This is a genomic window from Microcoleus sp. AR_TQ3_B6, from assembly GCF_036702785.1.
Lineage (GTDB): Bacteria > Cyanobacteriota > Cyanobacteriia > Cyanobacteriales > Microcoleaceae > Microcoleus.
On record NZ_JAUBVJ010000095.1, the window covers coordinates 1 to 18605 of the forward strand.

Annotated in this window: 9 protein-coding genes and 1 tRNA gene; 4 read left to right on the plus strand and 6 right to left on the minus strand. The window is 48.0% G+C overall.

The features are described 5' to 3' along the window. Positions 1-105: 105 nt before the first annotated feature. Positions 106-184, plus strand: a tRNA-OTHER gene (locus QUB56_RS30575). Positions 185-328: 144 nt separating this feature from the next. Next, positions 329-967, plus strand: coding sequence for an HAD-IA family hydrolase (locus tag QUB56_RS30580; RefSeq protein WP_332960112.1), 639 nt, complete (start codon positions 329-331; stop codon positions 965-967). A 236-nt stretch (positions 968-1203) separates the two neighbouring features. Here QUB56_RS30580 and QUB56_RS30585 read toward each other — a convergent pair whose 3' ends face one another. From QUB56_RS30585 to QUB56_RS30595, 3 genes are all read right to left on the minus strand, one after another. Further along, positions 1204-2031 carry an SWIM zinc finger family protein gene (locus QUB56_RS30585; RefSeq protein ID WP_332960113.1) on the minus strand — a complete coding sequence of 276 codons (828 nt, stop codon included), beginning with the start codon at positions 2029-2031 and terminating at the stop codon, positions 1204-1206. Between the two features lie 207 nt (positions 2032-2238). Beyond that, positions 2239-7035 carry an SNF2-related protein gene (locus QUB56_RS30590; protein WP_332960114.1) on the minus strand — a complete coding sequence of 1599 codons (4797 nt, stop codon included), beginning with the start codon at positions 7033-7035 and terminating at the stop codon, positions 2239-2241. A 168-nt stretch (positions 7036-7203) separates the two neighbouring features. Next, positions 7204-7326, minus strand: coding sequence for a hypothetical protein (locus QUB56_RS30595; RefSeq protein ID WP_332960115.1), 123 nt, complete (start codon positions 7324-7326; stop codon positions 7204-7206). A 156-nt stretch (positions 7327-7482) separates the two neighbouring features. Between QUB56_RS30595 and QUB56_RS30600 the strand changes: the two genes are divergently transcribed. Further along, positions 7483-9636, plus strand: coding sequence for a polyribonucleotide nucleotidyltransferase (locus QUB56_RS30600; RefSeq protein WP_332960116.1), 2154 nt, complete (start codon positions 7483-7485; stop codon positions 9634-9636). A 729-nt stretch (positions 9637-10365) separates the two neighbouring features. Continuing rightward, positions 10366-10743: a hypothetical protein gene (locus QUB56_RS30605; RefSeq protein WP_332960117.1), complete on the plus strand. Its 378-nt coding sequence runs from the start codon at positions 10366-10368 to the stop codon at positions 10741-10743. Between the two features lie 62 nt (positions 10744-10805). On the opposite strand, the gene QUB56_RS30610 is transcribed toward QUB56_RS30605, so the two are convergent. From QUB56_RS30610 to QUB56_RS30620, 3 genes are all read right to left on the minus strand, one after another. Next, positions 10806-12056, minus strand: a complete 1251-nt coding sequence (locus QUB56_RS30610; RefSeq protein ID WP_332960118.1) for a Rid family detoxifying hydrolase — start codon at positions 12054-12056, stop codon at positions 10806-10808. A 264-nt stretch (positions 12057-12320) separates the two neighbouring features. Next, positions 12321-17630 carry a response regulator gene (locus QUB56_RS30615; RefSeq protein WP_332960119.1) on the minus strand — a complete coding sequence of 1770 codons (5310 nt, stop codon included), beginning with the start codon at positions 17628-17630 and terminating at the stop codon, positions 12321-12323. A gap of 152 nt (positions 17631-17782) precedes the next feature. Next, positions 17783-18586: an HNH endonuclease gene (locus QUB56_RS30620; protein ID WP_332960120.1), complete on the minus strand. Its 804-nt coding sequence runs from the start codon at positions 18584-18586 to the stop codon at positions 17783-17785. Between the last annotated feature and the right edge of the window lie 19 nt (positions 18587-18605).

The window sequence follows — 18605 nt, forward strand, 5'->3', positions numbered from 1 at the left end:
ATTCCATCATTCCTCTTTCACGATCGTCGCTCTATTTTACTATTTTTCTCCGCCCTTTACAAAAAAGCACTACCAATTTTGCATTGAAAATGTATAATAAAATGGGGCAGTGTAGCTTAGTGGTAAAGCGCGATGCTCTATCCAGAGGCGAGAGACAACCGTTTGATTCGGTTCGCTGCCACCAGCAACGTAGTTTAAATGATAGAATTCCTTGGAGCATACCAGGAGATGCGGGTGCAAATCCCGCCGTTGCGATCGTTTTTTTTGACAAGCAAGAGGTAATGGGTAATATAGAAGTGAGCCCTAGTTCCTTATTTGCTATTGTCCAATGACCAAAGTAATTATTTTTGATTTTGACGGTACTTTAGCAGATACAATCGATATTCTTCTGAGAATCACCAACCGTTTGTCAGGAGAATTCGGCTTTAAGTCTGCGACAAAAGAGGAACTCGCTCAACTGAGCAATTTAAATTCTTGGCAAATTCTTCAGTATTCTGGCATTTCTATCTTCAAATTCCCGCTGTTGATTAAAATGTTGAAAGCAGAGTTACGCAGCGAAATTCCCAATATTCAATTATTTCCGGGAATTAAAGAAGTTTTACTCGATCTAAAAAAACTGGGATTTCAACTGGGCATTATCACATCTAATTCCCGAGAAAACGTCTTGGCATCGCTGGAAAAAAATGGTTTGCAAGACACTTTCACATTTATTTACTCGGGTTCAACTTTTGGCAAACATAAAGTTATTAATAGATGGCTAAAAACAGAACACGTAAATGCTAAAGAAGTCGTTTATGTGGGAGATGAGATTAGAGATATAGAAGCTGCTCGAAAAACAGGAATTAAGGTAATGGCTGTAGCTTGGGGTTTTAATTCTCAGGAGGCTTTGGGTGCACACAATCCCGATTTTTTGATTAAACGCCCCCAGGAATTGATAGAGATTATGAGTAATTTCCGGGAAGTGTAAACTGAAATTGCAAAATGTAAGACTCGTCGGTTGAAATCGATTCTATACAAGCTCTCGTTCCAGCAGAGAGGGACTAAAGAATAAAAGGGGTATCAAAGCCACAGTCCCTAACCTGCTAGGCATCTCGCATTGAATGCAGAGACGGGTTCTCCTGCCCCTCCCACAATAATTGTAGAAAAATTGAGTGTCAAATTAGATGCATAACAGCTTAGTATCATCTCTGCGAATACATTATGTTAATCTCCTTCGCCCCGTTTCAGTGCTGCTAAAACTGCTTGCTGGCTAACTGCTTGGTAGATTTTGCTAAAATGCTGCTTGAGGGCGTCTGATGCAGGGGAGGATTTGCTAGCGGTTCCTTTTGAGTCGGTGGCGAGGGGAATTGGGCCTAAGATATCTAATACTGTTTCGCTGCTGGGCGGCGGTACAATGACTACTAAAGATGATTCTAGCTGCTGGCTGTATTCCCAAAAGCGATCGACCTTCGGCAATTTAGAATTCGTAGTGGGGGCATTTTCCCCCGAGTTGAGTTGGGAATTTTCCTCTCCTTGGCTACCTCGTCTTTGACGGAGTGCTGTCAAGATTTGCTCTTTCGTTCTCCCCCGCAGTTGAAAGAGTACGAAGGGGTCTTCGCTGAAGCGATCGCCCAATAAGTAGTATACTGCACTGATGTGTTTGCAAGGGTTTTTGGGGTCAGGACAGCTACAGCGCGATCGAATATCAGATAAACTTAACGGAAATAGCGTTTTGCCGGCAGCCGCAAATACATCCTCAATATTGTGTGGCATTTCTCCTGCTAGTAATTTAGCTGAAAAAACTGCTCTTTGCGACATATTTTCAATCACGTAATCCCAATCTTCATCGCTCAATGTGTCGAGTCCTAAAGAAACTTGATAGGGTTTGGGCTCGGTTCCTTGAACTATGGCAATTACTTCTTGATTGGGAAATTTAATGCTGAGAACTTTACCTTCGCGCGCGTACTGCCAGCCACGTTCTAAGCGCTTTTTGAAGCGGTAGGTATTTATTAAATCTAACCACTGTTGTGTCCACCATTCTCTGTCAATCATTTATTTGGGAATTGGGAATTGGGCATCGGGCCTTGGTAATTGGGATGTTGAATTCAGAAAGAAAAAAACAGCTATCCGTGCATTCCTGACTTCCGTGTCATGCTGTTGGGAATGGGTCATATAGCGGTTCTCAAGGGTGGTGAGGTATGCCCTGTTTGGCCTATGCCCTATGACCGATAGCACTTCATCTTTCTGAGAAATGCTATATTATTCTTCTTCGGTTTCTATGATAGCATTGCGATCGAGGATTAGTAAATTCCGAAGTTGGTCTGTATCTAGCTCGGTGAGCCAGTTTTCGCCGGCGCTTACCACTTGTTCGGCTAGAGCTTTCTTACTTTCGATCATATCGTGTATTTTCTCCTCTAACGTACCTGTACAGACAAATTTGTGGACTTGCACATTGCGGGTTTGACCGATGCGAAATACGCGGTCAGTTGCCTGATTTTCTACTGCGGGATTCCACCATCTGTCATAGTGGAAAACGTGGGTTGCTCTGGTTAAGTTCAAACCTGTGCCGCCTGCTTTTAAAGATAAAATCATAATCGGCGGGCCTTGGGGGTCGTGCTGGAAGCGATCGATCATTTCTTCCCGCTGCTGTTGCCGAATTCCTCCGTACAAGAACAAAACTTCTCGCCCTAAATGCTTTTCTAGATGCGGTTTCAGGAGTTTTCCCCATTCGGCAAATTGAGTAAAAACTAAAGCCCGATCGCCCTCAGCGAGCACTTCTTCTAACATTTCCACCAACCGCTGCAATTTCCCCGATTCCTGACTCTTAATCTCCAATTCTTTCGGCTTAGCTTCTGCTTTCACAAGAGCCGGATGGTTGCAAAGTTGTTTGAGTTTTACCAGCAAAGCCAGAATCATTCCCCGGCGCTGAATACCTTCGGCTGACTCTAATTCAGTTATTGATTCTTCGACTATTTTCTGATATAATACCGCCTGTTGAGCTGCCAGCCCGCAAAATACAGTCATCTCCTGTTTTTCGGGCAAATCTTGGATGATTTCTTTGTCAGTTTTCAGGCGGCGGAGGATGAAAGGCCGAACGAGCGATCGCAAAGTCTGCAAAGATTCTCGATCGCCGTATTTCTCGATCGGAATTGCAAATCGGCGCTGAAAGAAATTGCGCGGCCCCAAATAGCCAGGATTGAGAAACTCCAAAATTGACCACAATTCTTGCAGTCTATTTTCCACCGGAGTTCCCGTCAGCGCAATTCTAAAAGATGCCTCGATTTGCCGCACCGCTTGCGACTGCTTCGCCTCGGAATTTTTAATATTTTGCGCTTCATCCAACACCAATCCTTGCCATTTAATGCCTTGAAATTCCTTCGCATCGCGAAATACCAGGGCGTAACTGGTAATAATTAAATCCTTTCCCTTAATTGCCGTCGCAAATGCTCTGCCTTTAGCGCGTTTGTCTCCGTGGTGAACTAACACTTTTAGCGTCGGACCAAATTTCTTGACTTCGCGCTCCCAATTGCCCAATACTGATGTCGGACATACCAGTAATGTTGGCGCTTCTAGAGAATCTTGTTCTTGTAAATGCAGGAGAAAAGTAATTAGCTGAATAGTATTGTGGCACAAGATATTATTGGCAACAAAATTGTGATGCTGGCTCACCTCAAAATCATAAACCCACCCGCTGTACTCAAAATCCTCAATTTCCTCTATCCGGCAATAAAATACTTCGCGATCGAGTATAAGTTGCAAATTTTCTCGGACAATATCTAGCTGCGCTACATTGAGATTTGCATAAGCCTCTAGGGTCTGATTCGTCCATTTAGAAGGCTTTAGCTGGCGGTACTCCTGTTCTGCGGAACCACCAAGCACATTTTCCATACCGGCTACCACCTTTCCTAGGCTGATGCGGGAAAACTGCTGGGAACCGTTAATATAAACAGGATTGTGCATTCCGAAATGCCGTAGCGGCAGTTTGGTCATCTCCACTGCATCGGCAACAATATCCGAAACCGGAATTCCTTCGACATTTGTATTGGCAGTAACTTCGCAAATCTTCTCTAAATTTTGCTGTTTTTCTGGATAACCGAAGCCAATTTCCTGCAAAAATATGCGCGCTGAGTTACCGCCGAAAGTACCGATATAATAGGTGCGAAAAATTCCGCTGCCATTGGTGGCGCGTTTCTGCTTAGTGGCGATTCGCAGCCAAATTCCAAAGCGCCGCAGCAGTGTAGAAAGTTGTTGGATGATTAAAGGCGAAGCGGTGGTAATTTCGATAGTCCGCATTTTAGGAATGACAGAACCTTCAGCATCAAAGTAGTTTTTGAGGAAAAGCCGTATGCTGTCAAGATTGGCTTGCATGATAAATTGCGGGAAGCTTTTTTCGGCTGACAGCTTTCCCCACTCGTAGCCTTTAGCCTCAAGAAAGCTTTGGTACGATCGACTACACACAGCTAAATATGCTGCTCTTTGCTTACCGGGAGTACGAACAGCAGGATTATTTATTTCTATCCCATATTTTTTGCCGATCCGGTGCAGTGTTACACGTAACTCTTGAAGAACTGTCGCCTCTTTTTGTGCGATCGAGAGTACAGCCCGATCGCGCTGCTCATATCCCTCAGCAATCTGCCAAGCCAGAAACTTCACCAAATCGGGATCTTCGGGTTTTCCTTCCCAATACAATTTAGCAGGAACGCAAACATAATCTCCCACCTTGAGGTCATTTGTCCAGCCATCGCGTCCTAACAATTTGTGGCGACGGGTAATTGTGATGCTGCTACCGTCTTGCAGTTTGATTGTTCGCAACTTTTCTTGCACTTGCTGGCGGTAAAGTCGTCGAACAGTCGCCTGTACAATTTTGCCTGTTTCCTGATTTATGGAATTTACCAGTAATTGCTCGTTAGGTTCAGACCAAAAGCCCTCACCGTCGAATTCTGTTTTTCCGGCATAAGTTTCCCATATTTTTTCAGCTTTTTGTAAAAAACCATTGACAAAAAGTAAAGTTTGTGGTATAGCGCATTTACCGAGCCCCATATCGTCCGCGAGACAAGCACCTAAACCCCAGCGTTCTAAGAATGCTAACCAGCCTGCTCCTAGGGCTTGATAAGGCCGCAATTGTCCTCGGAAACTAGCGGGAGTTGCGATCGCACTTACGGCTTGATTATCGCTCAAAGTATTCAACAATTCCTGAAGTTGACCCGTAGCCTCAAAATTCACCACAGGCAATTTCTCGATCGTCTGAGAATCGCCCGACGCCAGACGCAAAGCATCCTCCAAAGAAAGAGTCATTTGCTCTTTACGGCTGGCAAAAAAAGTTTGAGCCGCTTTCACATCCGGCGCGCGCAACTCCACCCACTCGCCGTTAATTTCCACCAAAGGTGAATTCAACGCGATCAATCTGTCAAATTCTGCCTTAGAAAGGCGCTGTCCGCCGATCGTCAATTCCCACTTAAAATTCAGCAGACTTTGCAATCCCAACCCGCCTTTTGCCGGAGTCACTTTCGGAGTTTCCGCTTGAATGCTCAAACCCAAACGACTCGCCCAACCATCTGTCTTTGTCAAACTCGGCGGCAAAACTACCCCCAACCCGCTATCAGCAAACCGCCAAGCTACAGACTTAATAAACTCGTAAGCTTGCAGCGGATTTAATTGGCAAGATTGAGGCCGCTGTGCTTGCAAACTCGGTTCAATTAACGGATAAAGTTTCGAGGCTAAACCCAAGCCGCTGAGCAAAGTTTCTTGAGGCAATTCTATTGTCCGCCCCGCATAAGCCAAACGCTCGACTGAGTTGTTCCAAATAGTTGTCGCGTCTACCAAAAATTCGGTGTCATCTGCTGCTTGCAAGCAATAATTTAAACTCCAGTTGGTTTTCCCAGGAGACGGCGGTATGAGTTGAAAGCAAGTGCGAAATTGACTTTGTTGAGATAGTTGGTTTTGCAGCGGTGCAGTCCAAGCACTCAGCTTGGTTGCCAAGTTTTCCAATGCTGCTGTTTCTACTTGAACTATCCCAGATTCTTGCTGCAAAGCTTGCAGCCACTCGCGCACAGGAGAAACTGTTTTAATTTCTAAAGTAGAGCTACCAGCCGTTAGCGCAGCCCTCGAAGAGGATCGCACTTGACTATCTACAATACTGCTCAAAAAGCCTAACACCAATTCCTCCGCCCCCATCGGCAAATCCACCGCTAAAGGCAATTGACTGGATTCTTCTTCCTTTTCCCCTCTTCCTTCTACTTGTTCCCCTCTTCCTTCTTCCTTCTTCCTTCTGCCGACGGACATCGGACTGACATCCGTTAAATCCGTTACATCCGTTACCGAACTTCCTTCTTCCTTCGATTGATATGTTCTGCAAGCCGTCGGCATTTGCTTAACAAAAGTGGCGAGGCGGAGTGTATCTGTAGAACTATCTAACAACGGTTGCCATTTGGCAATAGCAGAACCGTCCGCCTGTTTCTCCAATCCCGGCAAAAATTTGCATCTTGCCAACAAATCCAAACTCCACCTAGCAATATGAGACCAAAAACGCAAATCTGAGCCGACAAAAGAGTCTGGTTCCGTGCTGTTAAGCGGTAGTGATTGCAAGAAAACAAAAGCTGCTTGAGGGTTGAGACAAAAACCCTCGACTTGCCAGGGATAAAGGTAAATTTCCTCGGTTTGGGCCGGTTCCTCAAGTGCTGCTGCTGAGTGCTGCGGCATCAGATTTGCGTTCGATTCTGAGATTTGGGTGGGAAGTGCGATCGCCCGAATTTCCTTTTTAATTGAGGATTTTGAGGCGGTAATTTCTGCGTTTTGACTTCGGGGCGACAACCGAGTTTTTTTGGTTTTTTCCGGTGGACTTTCTGCGGTTTCCGGTAATTGCCAGTTGAGTTTTCCCGACTGCTGCAAGGAATTTAGGAAAGTCTTAAATTCAGCTTCGGTCATTGCTAAGGGATGCGGTAATTTTTTACCTGATTCTCTGGTGTGAATCTCCCCCACTTTTCGCCAAGTTTCTCCCCAAATAAATAAACAACTTTTCTCTTTTTCAAGTAGCCAACTGCCGTGTAAAATAGCCATATTTTTTACCCTGATATTTTTATTTACTTGCGATGCTGACTACAGCATTTATATGGGATTTATGAATATTTTATTAAACAAACAAAGGATATTTTGAGCCAGACAGGACTTAGGTAGAACCTGTATATGTAGGGTGCAACCTAAGCACCTTACGGCTGATTCCCAATCCTAGATAAGTAAATCCTTCTTCCTTCTTCCTTGAACGTCCCAATTCCCAAATGAAAATTCATCGTACCATCTATGGCAGGCGTTTAGCGGGCGATCGACCGGATAATCGACTCCAGACTGCAAAAAATAATTATCCAGTATAAATGCTTACAATCGAGGCGCAGACAGTCGATCGCGAGGCGATTATCCCTGTGTTTTGGCGTCGGACTCTCAAACATCCTGTGGTAATGTTACGATCCCGACAGAGAAAGAATGTGGTAGATAAGGAAGCAGTGCTACATGGTAGAGATAGACAAGTCAATATCCTTCGATGGACGGGATATTAGACTGAAGATTGGTTTGCTAGCGCCTCAAGCAGGCGGTGCAGTTTTGATTCAGTCAGGTGACACGGCGGTTTTAGTGACAGCGACTCGATCTCCGGGGAGAGAAGGAATAGATTTCCTGCCCTTGTTGGTGGATTACGAAGAGAGACTCTACGCTGGCGGTAAAATTCCCGGTGGATTTTTGCGGAGGGAAGGGCGTCCCCCGGAAAAAGTGACTTTGACTGGCCGTTTGATCGATCGACCGCTGCGCCCGCTATTTCCAAGCTGGTTGCGAGATGACATCCAAGTTGTAGCCACAACGGTTTCGATGGACGAACAAGTGCCGCCGGACGTGTTGGCGGTGACGGGGGCTTCGGTGGCGATACTGCTGGCGAAAATGCCGTTTTACGGGCCGATGGCGGCAGTGCGAGTCGGTTTGGTAGGGGACGATTTCATCATCAACCCCACCTACAGCGAAATCAAAGAAGGCGAGTTGGATCTGGTGGTAGCCGGTTCTCCTGATGGAGTAATCATGGTGGAAGCCAGCGCTAACCAATTGCCGGAACAGGATATCATCGAGGCGATCGACTTCGGCTATGAAGCAGCCTGTGACTTGATTCAAGCCCAGCGCGAAATTATGGCGGAATTGGGCATCGATTTGGTGGTAGAGGAACGGCCATCCCTAGACTCGGCCCTGGAAAACTTTATTCGCGATCGCGCCGAAGCCCCAATCCGCATCATTTTGTCTAAATTTGAACAAGACAAAAATCAGCGGAATGCAGCATTGGACGAAGTTAAGGCAAATGAAGTCGAAGCTGCGATCGCCGAACTCCCGGAAGAGGACCCGGTAAAACTAGCGGCCACCGCCAACAGCAAGGCGATCGGCAACGTTTTCAAAGACGTTACCAAAAAAATGATGCGCAAGCAAATCCTCGAAGATGGCGTCCGTGTAGACGGCCGCAAGCTAGACGAGGTGCGACCTGTTTCTTGTCGCGTAGGGGTGCTGCCGTCGCGAGTACACGGCTGTGCGTTGTTTAATCGGGGGTTAACCCAAGTCTTATCCGCAGCTACCCTGGGAACCCCGGGCGACGCCCAAGACTTAGGAGACGACTTGCACCCGCAGCAAGACAAACGCTACCTGCATCACTACAATTTCCCGCCGTTTTCGGTAGGAGAAACCAAGCCGATGCGATCGCCCGGACGCCGAGAAATCGGTCACGGAGCCCTCGCAGAACGCGCTTTACTGCCGGTTTTGCCATCCAAAGAAGATTTCCCCTACGTGATCCGCGTAGTTTCAGAAATCCTTTCTTCCGACGGTTCCACCTCAATGGGTTCAGTTTGCGCCTCAACGCTAGCATTAATGGATGCAGGCGTTCCCCTTTCCCAACCCGTCAGCGGCGCGGCAATGGGCTTAATTAAAGAAGGCGATGAAGTCCGAATTTTGACTGACATTCAGGCAATTGAAGACTTTTTAGGCGACATGGACTTCAAAGTAGCCGGTACCGACACCGGAATTACCGCTTTGCAGATGGACATGAAAATCAAAGGTTTGCCCTTAGATGTGATAGCCACCGCCATCCGCCAAGCCAAACCGGCCAGACTGCACATTTTAGAAAGAATGCTGGCAACTATCGACACTCCCCGCAAGGAAATGTCGCCGTTTGCACCGCGTTTGCTAACCCTGAAAATCGATCCAGAATTTATCGGTTTGGTAATTGGGCCTGGTGGCAAAACGATCAAAGCCATCACCGAAGAAACCGGTGTCAAAATTGACATCGAAGATGACGGAACCGTGACAATTGCCGGCAACGACAGCGAAAAAGCTCAGCGGGCTTACAACATTGTCCAAGGCATGACGCGCAAGTTAAATGCAGGAGACGTGTATGTCGGCCGCGTAACTCGCATTATTCCGATCGGCGCTTTTGTGGAAATTTTGCCAGGAAAAGAAGGCATGATTCACATTTCCCAGTTAGCGGACTACCGCGTCGGGAAAGTGGAAGACGAGTTAGCGGTGAACGATGAAGTGATTGTCAAAGTGCGAGAAATTGACAACAAAGGTCGAATTAATTTGACCCGGTTGAATATTCATCCCGACGAAGCGGTAGCCGCCCGCGAAGCGCTGAATAAATAGTTGAGAGTTGGTAATTGGTAATTGCTTGTAGAGTAATTGCTAATTGCTAATTGGTAACTGGTAATTAGTAATTTCTAATTGCTAATTGAGATTAAATCTGATAGTTTCAGATTGATTTAGGAGTAGGGTGCGCGACAGCGACAGATCGACTTTGTGCGATCGGCTGTAGAAGTTAATAGAGTCGCGCACTTTACCCTCGGCGGTTGAAACCGCAACTACATAAATGAAGTCCCAGCAGAGCGGGGACTCAAAAAAATATAAAGTATGCTTAGGTAGTTACTATAAATGATACGATATAGGCTTGTAAACCGCAGACATTGCAGGTGAAGATAGCAGGTTTGATTTTCATCAGCGTCTGTAGAAAAACGCAGATAAAGATGACCTCAAGACCTCGCTACGATCCCGAAGAGAATATTAGCCGTCAATCGATTTTAGATTTTAGATTTTAGATTTTAGATTGACCCCACGGATAAATTCGGGGGCTTGAGGATTTTCGATTTGGGATTAATTCCACGGATAAATCCGGGGACTTGTACCATCAAGAAATTCTTGGTCATAGTGCAACTGATCCTGAGAAATGCGCTCAAATGGCCAAGCGTCAGGGATGGGAATTAATCGGATGGGAAAAAACAAACGATTCGATACTTAAGGTTGATTGTGTCTTTGAAGGGTTGACAGAGTTTCCACCGAGTCCATACGAACCCGAACATGAGAGAGAGGAATAAATCAATGCCAAAACGGTTGATCATTTTCAAAACTGAATCGCTTTCTTCCCCTGGATGGGAGGATAGACTGCTTTCCCATACGGGTGCTCTCACGAGCATCCTAGCAGAACACTACGACTACTCAGACAAACCTCTGCCTCAAACGGGCGATCGCCTGCGAAACTTTGCCCAATTTAAGGAGAGTGCCGATCCTAAATTCCCTGCTGCCAGCACTCACGTTTGCTGGGGAGATTGGGAAGTGTCGCGCGTAGAAGAATACACGCCTGAAATTCCGAATGCTGAATACGACTGTTTAGCGGTGTGCTACTGTAGCTACTCACCCATTGAGCCCGAATGGAAAGAATTGCCGAAAATTCAAGTTTCCCAATTGCAAAAACATTAAAAAAACAGAATATGCAGATGCCCGACTTCTGGAAAAAGTCTGGCATCTAAAAGAAAATGAAATCAAATAACCGCAATACAGTCAATCTCAACTAACACATCTTTCGGCAAACGCGAAACCTCCACACAAGCGCGCGCAGGTGCAGTCTCCGCATCAAAATATTTCGCATAAACCGCATTCACAGCGGCAAAATCATTCATATCTTTGAGGAAAACCGTAGTTTTTACCACATCCAACCAAGTAGCGCCGGCTTCTGTGAGAATCGCTTCGAGATTTGCCATCACTTGTTCGGTTTGTTTGGCCACGTCGTCGGTGTAGACAATATCGTTTAGTCTAATGTCGATCGCAATTTGACCAGCTACAAACAGCATAGTGCCCGTAGCGGCGATCGCTTGATTGTAAGGGCCCACGGGTGCCGGTGCTTTGTCAGTACGAATAATTTTGCGCGTCATAGATGTCACTTTTTGGGATAATTTTTCGGAGGTTTCTGGCTGGTAGATTTCTCCGTCAGAGGTTTCGGGCTGGTAGATTTCTCCATCGGGCATTATTGTACCAGTTAAGTCTGCATTTTTGATATTCCAGCCATAGATTTGAGCCTCCGTCAAGTCTGCCCTTTTTAAACTTGCTGTAGTTAGATTTGCTCTCATTAAGTTGGCTCCTCGCAGATTGGCTCTTTCTAGATTTGCATTAGTCAAATTCATTCTTGACAGATCAACGCCGTGCAGATTAGCTTTCGGAAACTTAGTTTTTTGAAGTTTTACCTCAGTCAAATTTGTCTCAGTCAAGTTTGCCATAGTTAAGTCAGCTTCCCGCAAGTATGCCTCAGTCAAATCAGCCTTATTCAGATTCGCTTTATTTAGGTTCGCTTTATACAAAGAAGCTAGACGTATATCCGTACTATCTAGACTTGCACCGCTCAAATTTGCTTCGTCTAAATTGGTGCGAACTAATTGAGCATTATTTAAGTTTGCTCCTATCAGAGTTGCCCGCTCTAAGTCAGCATAATTTAAAATAGCACTACTAAAGTTTGCCCTAGTCAAATCTGCACCGCTAAGGTCTGCCCAGTTGAGATTCGCTGAGCCAGCAATGGCGCAACTTAAATTAGCACCTCTCAGCGATGCTTTAGTGAGGTTTGTACTTTGAAGGTATGCACCTGTTAGAATTGCTTCACTCAAATCTGCACCTGAAAGATTTGCATTGTCTAAGTTGATGCCACTCAAATCAGCACCTTTAAGGTCTGCCCCCCTTAACTGTGCTTTCGCAAATTGACGATCGCCTTTAGCGTATCTTTCTAAAAGTTCTTCAGCCGTCATTCCTAACCTCGATCGCCCTTCCGCTACACCCCACTTTCCCAGCCTACCACCAAAACCCAACGCGCGATCTAAATCTGCGTTAATCTGCGTCTATCCATCTTCATCTGCGGTTAAACATCGCCTTTTTCAACCGCAGATATAGGCAGATAAACACAGATTAACGCAGATAAATTAGAGATTATCTGCGTCAATCCGCGTCAATCCATTTTCATCTGCGGTTAACAAATTCCCTTTTTCAACCGCAGATATAGGCAGATAAACACATTACACAACAACCGGAGCACCAACCACCTCACCTTTCAACATCCGAGAAGCAGCATCAAGCAATTGCTCCTCCAAATAAGGCTTAGTGAAATAGCCTTTCGCGCCCAAACTGTAAGCCATTTGGCGGTGTCTGTCAGCACCGCGAGAAGTCAACATCGCGATCGGCAATTCACACAAAACCGCATCCTTCTGCATCCGAGAAAGTAGTTCCAAACCGTCCATTCTCGGCATCTCAATATCGCAGAAAACGATATCGCAAGGCAGACCAGATTTCATCTTTTCCCAAGCCTCCTTACCGTCGCGAGCTTCTTCCACACGATAGCCAGACTTCTCAAAAGTAATCGACAACAGCGATCGCACGGTAATCGAATCATCCACAATCAGCACAGTCGGCTCAGTCTTCTCAATTTCCGCCTCCTTAGTAGGTCTCTCGCTCTCATCCCAAAGCGTACCGCCAGCTTCCTTCCGCAGCCTTCCGGTAGCCAAATCGATCAGCTCCAGAACATCCGCAATCGCCACGATCCGGCCGTCCCCGAGCACGGTGGCCCCAGCAATCCCGATCGGCTTCGGCACCGGTCCTTCCAACGGCTTGATCACAATTTCCTGTTCCGTCGAAACCTGATCCACCTGCACCGCCAAGAAATTGCCAGCAGACCGCAGCACGATCACCGAAATCATGTCATCGTCTGTATTAAACCCGTAAACACTGCCCCGGCCCAGATGGCGGCTGTAAGCCAGCAACTCCCGCAGCGGTCGGAACGGCAAAATCGAACCCCGCCACTCTATGCAAAACGAACCGTCTGCCCCCGTCGTCACCTGATCGCGAGGCACATCGATCATATCCTCCACCCCATCCATCGGGAAAGCAATGCGAGCCCGATCGCTAATGCAAGTCAGAGCCTTAGAAATGCTCAACACCAGAGGTAAACGGATCGTAAACACAGTCCCCTTGCCGATAGTAGAATCAATCGACACAGTGCCCCGAATCTCCTGCAACGAAGTCTGCACCACATTCATACCGACCCCCCGGCCGGCGTACTCCGTCGCCTGTTCCTGAGTGCTGAAACCGGGCATAAACAGCAAATCGTACACTTCCGAGCGAGACATCCTCTGAGCCTGAGCCGCCGTCAGCATACCCTGCTTAATCGCCTTCGCCTTCACCCTTTGCGGGTCAATTCCCGCCCCGTCGTCAGAAACCGAAACCACCGTTTGATTCCCTTGGTGGAAAGCCCGAATCGTAATCCTGCCAACTGCTGGTTTCCCAGCCGCCAGACGCACCTCCGGCGGTTCGATCCCGTGAGTAATCGCATTGTTCACCAAATGAGTCATCGGGTCATAAAGCTGATCCACAATCATCTTGTCGATCAAAATATCCTTACCCTCAACCTGCAACTGAGCCTGCTTCCCGCACTTAATCGCAATTTCCCGCACTGCCCGGAACAGCCTGTCCGTCGTCTCCGCAAACGGCTTCATCCGGGCGCGAGTCAAACCTTCTTGCAGTTGAGTCGTGACTTGCCGCAGTTGGCGAGTCACCTGATCCGCCTCATCCACCAAAAACTCAATGTCCGCCGCCGACTCCCGCACCCGCACGATCAGCTCTATAATCTCCTGAGCCAAACTGTGGAAAGGAGTAAACCTGTCCATTTCCTCTGGTCTCCAGGCACTTTCCCGAGTGTGGGCCGAATCCTCAGAACGCCAGGCCGATCGGTGTCCCTGGCGGTTTGCCAGCAAAGCAATCTCCAAAAGACTCCGCTCGTAGAAATCCTGAGTCCGCTGGCTCACATCGCTCAGCAGCGTCACCTGGTGCAGCAAATTGTCCAAAAACTGCCGCATCCGTTCTTGGTCTTGCTCCAAACTGTTGCGGTTCACCACCAGTTCCCCCATCAAATTGCTGAGGTTATCCAGTTGCTTGATCGGCACCCGCATCGTCTGGTCGCCGAACCCGCCCGCGCGGGCATTCCGCCTGGATCTGTTGAGCGCCGACGGCCCCATATTGGCTTCCCCTTGGCGGCCACCGTCCTTTGGATCTTCCAGCAGTTTTTCCAAATCCCCAAATTCGTCGTCGCTCTCATCGGCAGGAGGGGGCCCAGCTTTACTGGTAGTTGTCGTCGGTGCAGGAATTTCCGGCATAGTTGCGCTCTCGCTGAGGAGCTCTTCGAGATCCGAGAAAACTTCGGTATTTACCGGACTCGGATTTCTTCCCCCAGAAGCTGCTAGTACATCCCCAGAACCCCCTGAAATTAACAGTGCTTCTAAATCGTCAAAATTGCCTTCAGCATCCTCAGCACCTGATTTGGCCTCGGTAAAAAAGTCTGCCAGCGACTCCTCTTCCAACTCCGAGGAATCGACCGAGGCCGGCTCGTCGTCAGCGTCCCAAAAGCCCGTCCTCAGTTCCGAAGTCACCAGAACCTCAGCATCTATCGAATCCAACAAATCATCAAAACCCTCCAACTCTTCACTGTTGAGAGTCGCCCCGGTTTCCATCGCCGAGAGCAAGTCAGCATCGCCCTCAAACATACCATCGAGAGATTCTGCCGACAGCGCCTCTAAATCCTCACTCGAAAAATCCGTTTCCAGCGCGTCAAACAAATCATCCTCGCCGCTTGACTTCCCAGCGGCATCTGTTTCGGGTCGATCGAACAAATCCGCACCCACCTTGTCGAAGAAACCCTCGGTTCCCTCGGTTCCTTGGGCAGACAACTCCTCCACATCTAGAGCCTCGCCCTCATCGGGCGCCGATCCACCATCGCCCTCCTGCACCATGCCTTCGGCAAACATATCCTCCAACAAATCGAAATCTACGCCCTCATCAGACTCGAAACTTGAAATTTCCGAATCAGGACGATCGGACAAAGCCCCAAGTTCAACCGCTGCCAAATTTGCCAAGCCGCTGTCGGAAACAGCCTCCGCATTGTTCGAGAACAAACTCCCCAAGTCGCCCTCATCAAATCCCACACCCCCACTCAGCAATTCTGAACCTCCATCTAAATTCAGCCAACCCCCATGGGTTTGCCCCGAAGCTTCCCCGTCATACTCAGTACCCGTAGGTACAGAACCGAACAGCTCAGCCAAATCCGCCGCCTCTCGGGAAGTAGCCACTCCTTGCCTATCGAGCACAGTCTGCTCATCCTCAGAAATCGCATCCGAGGTCATATCCCCAAACAGGGCATCTAAATCCGTATCGTCCAGTTCCAGGTTGACCGATTGCACAGACTCGTCTTCGGGCCCGAAAGCATCTTCTAGCCAATTTCCATCCGCAGAGATATCTAAATCAGAATTTGATGTCATGTTAAGAACGCTGCCAATTTCCTCATGTTGTGCGATGTCAGCAGCTAGCTCTCGATCGCCCCCGCTCTCCCCACCTTCGTCTTCTGAAGAAAGGAAATTAGAAGTAGTCCCCAACAGCTCGCTCAACTCCGAGTCCTCGCCAAGCTCAGAGAGCAACTCGAAATCATCTATGGAATGCCCACCGAGCGCTTCGGCATCCGCTGAATCCTTGCCGCCTGAAAAAGGCTGGTTCGATTCTGCGTCGAAAGCCTCAGGGTTGACAGAATACTCCGAAGAGACGGACGGCACAACCGCTGCCTCAGATAAGCCTAAATTGCCGAACAAGTTATCCAAATCAGCATCGCCCGTACCAACAGAAGTTTGGGCAGCCACTTCGTCCAAAAGCGTACCTAGAGCATCTTCGTCAGCTTGTCTCTGGGTCTTGCCGACCGTGCCGTCTCGCCGACCCAAACCGCCCCTGCCGTTACCCGTTTCAAGCTGTTTGCGAATTAGTGACTGCCTCAAATCCCCATTTTCCCGTTCGGCAGCTACTGCCGAACCGTCTAGCTCATCTCCAAACAGCAAATCCTCCCCAAACAAACTCGTCAGGTCGTCAATCGGAGGCGCCGTGTTCGTTTCCGAACTTTCGGCATCGTATTCGTCAAACAACAAATCAGCAAAATCCCCGGCATTGTCATCGTCTGCCCCCACCATTCCCCCTGCCGATATCCTAGAAGACTGCGCATAGTCGAGGTCTTCTTCTTCTTCCCAAGCGTCGTCGAGATCCGGCGATTCGCCGTCAAACAAGTCAGCTAAAGTGTTGAGTTCGGCAGCGCCCACTTCCGGGCCGGTGCGGGTCGAGCCTCTAAAAGCACCCGTCTCCATATCCGATTCTCCGAATCTGGGGGAATCGTCGAACTGGGGCGATCGACTGCCACTATAATCATTGCTCTCGCCGCTGTCGAGTTGGTCGAACAGCTCGTCTATATTCAGCCCAGAAATAGTCGGCAGCATTTGTTCCCCCGCCCGGGAATCGCCAGAGCCCAATAGATCCCAGGCCGCATCCTCAACAGAAACCGAATTTTTCCCCGATGTACCCGGTTGAGCGAATTCCAGCAAATCTTCAAAATCCGTTTGTGGAAAGACAACAACCGGCTGCAAGGCCAGAAGTTTTGCGCTAGGTGCGATCGACGATTCTCGACCCGAAATTACCAGTTCTTGCGCTTGTTTGATGTCTTTGATCACCGTTGGGGCTAAGGTGCGGTAGCTATTTTCTGGGTTGGCGATTGCCTTGGATACAGCTTCGATCAATTTTATCCAGCAGGGCAGTTCAAATTCCTCCCCCGCCCTGAGCAAGTTCCGACAAATGCTCTTGAGTTGCCACCTGCTTTCTGGCCCCTCGGGCTGTTTGAACTCTTGCAGCAGTTCCCGCATCCTCGCCGGCACGTCCGACTCAAATACTAGCTGCAGGGCGCTTTCTGCTGTTGCTCTGGCCTCAGGTGCGTAAACTGACCCCGAGTCCGCAAAAGTCCTTGATGAGCCAAACGCCCCGATTCCCATCTCTGCCATAACTTGTTCGGGTACTAGCAGCGGGCTGCTCTCGTCTCCATCGTTTTCTCTGTATCCGACGAGTCCCCCCAAGTGTCCGTTGAGTTCTTCAAATACTGGTTCTAATTCTCGAACCATCTGTTCTGCCAATTCCTCTGTCAGCCCAAAAGGTCCCGACAGTTGCTCTAACAGCCCTTGCAATGTGTCAAAAATTCGCAGGAAAAGAGACTCTAGCTGTTGGTCTACTTTAACGCTGCACTCTTTTAAAACTTTAAAACTATCTTCTAGTCGGTGAGCTGTTTGCTGAATGCTGGTCAGCCCCAGCATTGCTGCTCCTCCTTTGACAGAGTGAGCGGCCCTAAATACTTCGTTGACCAGTTCTGGGTCTTCGATCGTGGTTTGCAGATTCAGCAAGCCTTGTTCGATCGTATTGAGGTGGTCTTTTGCCTCCTCAATAAAGTAGCCCATTATCCTCTGTTGTTGCTCCGGTAGCATAGTTTTATTCCTGATTTTAGTCGTTATTGTATTGGGTCTCTGTTAGTAGTTTTAGAGAAAGTCTCTGTATATCTCGCCCCTTGCCAAGAGAATAATGTGACTGCGACATATCGCAAATGTCCTGGCTATTTTTGTTTTCGATATGCCCTCACTTAAAAGATAGCGAATCTCCCGCACTCGATCGGGTTTGAGGACAGCGGTGGACAGATATCTTGCCGGGAACGAAAGGAAAGCGGTTTTTTTCGCTTGGCACCGCGGGAGTTATCGGCAGGGGTTCCTTCCCACAAATGGTCAGGATTGATACAACCGCGATCGTCGCAACTGTGACACGCAAAATAACCGGGTTTGACTGGCTTTCGCAGTTTGTGTTCCCGTACAAGTCTGTGAGCGCAGAAACTTTTTGTTTTACCATTAATTTTAGTACCCTTAATGGCGCAACCATCACTTCTTTTCGCCCAGCTACAAATCCTGCAGCCGTTCGGCTGTATTTGGGCTAGAATACCGGGAATTCTTTCTCTCCCTCGCAGTTGTTTTTGAGGTGTCGGGGCCGATGTACTTCCGACATCTTTAATACGTCCTTTTTTTAACCTACCTTGACAATTTTCCCGCCGAGAACCTGACCACAAATGGTTAGGATTAATGCATCTGCGGACATCGCAAGTGTGGCAAGCAAAATATTCGGGTATAATCTGCAGACCTAATGAATGTTCTAATACTAAACGGTGGACTGTTAAAGTTTTCCATTTGCCGTTAATCCGATTTTTTTGGGTGGCATAGCCCAGGCTATTTTTGGCTAGGCTAGAGATAATACACCCCGTCGGCTGAATCTCTCCAAATATGCCATGAATCACCTCTACTATGTTCTCCTCCATCTGTGCAAGTCCTACTTTATTTAGGTGCTGAATTAGCATCCCCGCAGTGGTCTCAAGACTGCGAGGTTGCTTTTTGTCTGCCATTCTTGCCCGACCAAAGTGC

Excerpts from the sequence above, each read along its gene's own strand:
- QUB56_RS30620 (WP_332960120.1), bottom strand. The coding sequence starts at position 18,586 with ATGGCAGACAAAAAGCAACCTCGCAGTCTTGAGACCACTGCGGGGATG.
- QUB56_RS30585 (WP_332960113.1), bottom strand. The coding sequence starts at position 2,031 with ATGATTGACAGAGAATGGTGGACACAACAGTGGTTAGATTTAATAAAT.
- QUB56_RS30600 (WP_332960116.1), top strand. The coding sequence starts at position 7,483 with ATGGTAGAGATAGACAAGTCAATATCCTTCGATGGACGGGATATTAGA.
- QUB56_RS30615 (WP_332960119.1), bottom strand. The coding sequence starts at position 17,630 with ATGCTACCGGAGCAACAACAGAGGATAATGGGCTACTTTATTGAGGAG.
- QUB56_RS30590 (WP_332960114.1), bottom strand. The coding sequence starts at position 7,035 with ATGGCTATTTTACACGGCAGTTGGCTACTTGAAAAAGAGAAAAGTTGT.
- QUB56_RS30605 (WP_332960117.1), top strand. The coding sequence starts at position 10,366 with ATGCCAAAACGGTTGATCATTTTCAAAACTGAATCGCTTTCTTCCCCT.
- QUB56_RS30610 (WP_332960118.1), bottom strand. The coding sequence starts at position 12,056 with ATGACGGCTGAAGAACTTTTAGAAAGATACGCTAAAGGCGATCGTCAA.
- QUB56_RS30580 (WP_332960112.1), top strand. The coding sequence starts at position 329 with ATGACCAAAGTAATTATTTTTGATTTTGACGGTACTTTAGCAGATACA.